Raw genomic sequence first — 2,834 nt, 5'->3', positions numbered from 1 at the left:
CTTGTTGCGCGGCAAGGCGCGCCGACACACAACGCGGCCGGTCGCATCGACCGCATGCACCTGCATAACGCGCTTGGCCAGGTCGGCACCGACGCGAACGATTTGGCCTGCAGCCTCGCCTCGTGTAATCTGCTCCACGGACTTCCCCTTTCCACGCTTCAGATTGATGACTTCGAACACCACCAATCTTGGCGCTTCGACGCCGTTGCAGGAATGTGGGAAGTCCCTTCACATTCCCATCGAGCGGACCAACTCCGGGCTACGCCCTCCGTTGTCCGCTCATGTCAAACGTTAGCCGTCAATTGCATTGCTCTGTCATGCCGTCGCGCGTCCCTTCACTTCAGTTCGGCTCGCCTTGCGATCGGCGCGGCCCGGTGAAGGCGTGTCCGCTGTCGGCAGCATCGCTGGCGAGATCGATTCTCCAGCTATCTCTGCTGGCCGGGCGTCTCCAGTTCTTGCGGGCCCATTGGCAACAGCAATGAGCCCTTGTCTGCTGTCCGATACGTCGCTGGTAGCGTCTGTCGTATCGTCGCGGTCTGGGGGAGCACAAGCCTGCAAGGTCGGCTTCCTCCGTACCTTGGCGTGCCGTACACCGTCGGCTAACCATTCGGTCAAGCGGACGGCCTAAAGGCCGCCGCTTACCTCAAACGTTAGGCCCTGGTCGCGAATGCCTCGCTCTTCCCGATCACATAGCCCTTCGTGGTCGCGCGCGTCAGCGTTTCAAAAGCGCACCAGCGCATGAGTCGTCTTTGGCAACACTGCGTCGGTTATGCCTTCGGTCCGCGTCGGGCATCTGCTTCACGGTCCGCGCGGGCTGTCCGTCCCGCTTCGCTGGCGGCCAGCGCACGGGCTTCTGCGTATCGAGGCTTTGGTGGTCTGGTGAGTTCGCACCGCCAAGGCACCGTTCCCGGTCCTTCGCGGTTGGGCATCGCTGGTCCCAGTCGTGCCAGATTGATCGGTCGCACCGTTTCGCGTAAGGTCGGCGCCGTGCGCTCCATTCCTAACCCGAACACAAATGCGAAGTCTCCACACGCCTTCGTCGAGCGCCTGGCCTTTCGAGCTATGCCTTCGTTTCGGTCTGCTTCCTCGCTCTGCCAGTTGGCGCCTTCGGTCATCGTCGCTGGCCTAACCATTCCATCGAGCGGACTGCCTTCGGCAGCCGCTCATGTCAAACGTTAGCCGTCAATTGCATTGCTCTGTCATGCCGTCGCGCGTCCCTTCACTTCAGTTCGGCTCGCCTTGCGATCGGTGCGGCCCGGTGAAGGCGTGTCCGCGGTCGGCAGCATCGCTGGCGAGATCGAGTCTCCAGCTATCTCTGCTGGCCGGGCGTCTCCAGTTCTTGCGGGCCCATTGGCAACAGCAATGAGCCCTTGTCTGCTGTCCGATACGTCGCTGGTAGCGTCTGTCGTATCGTCGCGGTCTGGGAGAGCACAAGCCTGCAAGGTCGGCTTCCTCCGTACCTTGGCGTGCCGTACACCGTCGGCTAACCATTCGGTCAAGCGGACGGCCTAAAGGCCGCCGCTTACCTCAAACGTTAGGCCCGCCATCCCCGAACGGGCAAATCACCACTCCAGAATGGACTCCAAGCAATCACTGAGCAGCGCCGAAGGCGAGAGAGTCTCTGACTCTGACCTCTAGCGCACAAAACGAAGCCCAACCAAAGGAACGCCGTGTCTGTCACTACTACACAAATAATTGTTGGTGCCTATTTCGTAACGCCAGGGGCAAAGTCGCAACTACGCAAAGTCACCGGCACCAGCCAAGACAACAAAGGGAGAACTCGAGTTCACTACGTCGCCAAGAGCGCTCATATTGCAGGTCGAGCATTCGCCCCAGCAGGCACGCTCGCAAATCCGGCACTGGCAGGAACATTTGCCGCGGCTTGCGATCGCGCACTCACTGCAGCCGAAGTTTCCGCGCTTCGCAAAGCAAACATCCTTCTTTCCGGTGAATAGCGCGAACGGGCCTAACCCTTCCATCGAGCGGACACACAACGGCGGGTCACCTTTGCTCGCTTCGGCTACGTTAGTGCCGCCGTTGTGTGCCGCTCATGTCAAACGTTAGGTTGCGCAGGACGCACTGCCTTGTACTATCCGGCCCAGTCATGCTCGGCGCCCCTCCATGAGCGTGTTTCCTGGTTAGTCCGCAGAGGTACACATGCTTCGCTCTGTTCTCGCGGTCTTGGCGGCTGCGTTCGCTTGGGTTGTTGTCGCAACGCTCCTGAACCTCGCCATTCGCCACAGTTGGGCAGAGTACGCTGCAGTCGAGCAATCGATGAGTTTCACGCTCCAAATGCTCTTGCTGCGCCTTCTCGTTGGCGTCGCTGCCTCCTTCGCATCAGGGCTCGCCGGCGTGCTCATCTCGAAAGGGAACAGGAAGCCCATCTATGTTTTCGCGGTCCTGCTTCTCGCGTTGTTCCTGCCGGTTCACTACAGCCTTTGGCCACGCTTTCCCGTTTGGTACCACCTGTTCTTCCTAGCGTCCCTTCTCGTGTTCCCGGTCCTGGGTACCATGAGCCGCCCTCAAGCAATCAGCGGCTCTCAAGTTCCGAAGTGAGCTCCCATATCGTCCTGGCGAGGGCGCAACCTAACCCTTTAGAGGGACTTCCTTCCCTGTCAAGCCGTATTCGTATTCATCGTCGATGACAGTGCGGTGGTTTTGGAAGCGCGCAGTGAGTCGAAGGTCTGAACGAGGAGCAGACTGCCACTCTAGAGACGGCCTTGTTGCACGCGGCAGATGCCGTGAGTCGTGCGGGCCCGGATGCGAACCGCTCGGCGGGGCTCCAATCCAATCGCGTGGCACTCGGGATAGTCGAGTCACGAAGGGTTAGTCGA

1 protein-coding gene and 1 pseudogene are annotated in these 2,834 nt (G+C 60.3%); one reads left to right on the top strand and one right to left on the bottom strand.

Annotated elements, in window-relative coordinates; genetic code table 11:
* Window positions 1–138 (bottom strand): annotated as a pseudogene (locus tag AC1DTW_RS28055) (IS110 family transposase); the annotation flags it as partial.
* Window positions 139–2,274: 2,136 nt separating this feature from the next.
* Here AC1DTW_RS28055 and AC1DTW_RS28050 point away from each other — a divergent pair.
* Complete coding sequence (locus AC1DTW_RS28050; protein WP_477985311.1) at window positions 2,275–2,556, top strand: hypothetical protein; 282 nt, start codon at window positions 2,275–2,277, stop codon at window positions 2,554–2,556.
* The last annotated feature ends 278 nt before the right edge of the window (window positions 2,557–2,834 follow it).

The sequence above is a fragment of the Rhizobacter sp. P5_A1 genome, assembly GCF_056400745.1.
This window is presented reverse-complemented; position numbering and strand designations above follow the sequence as displayed.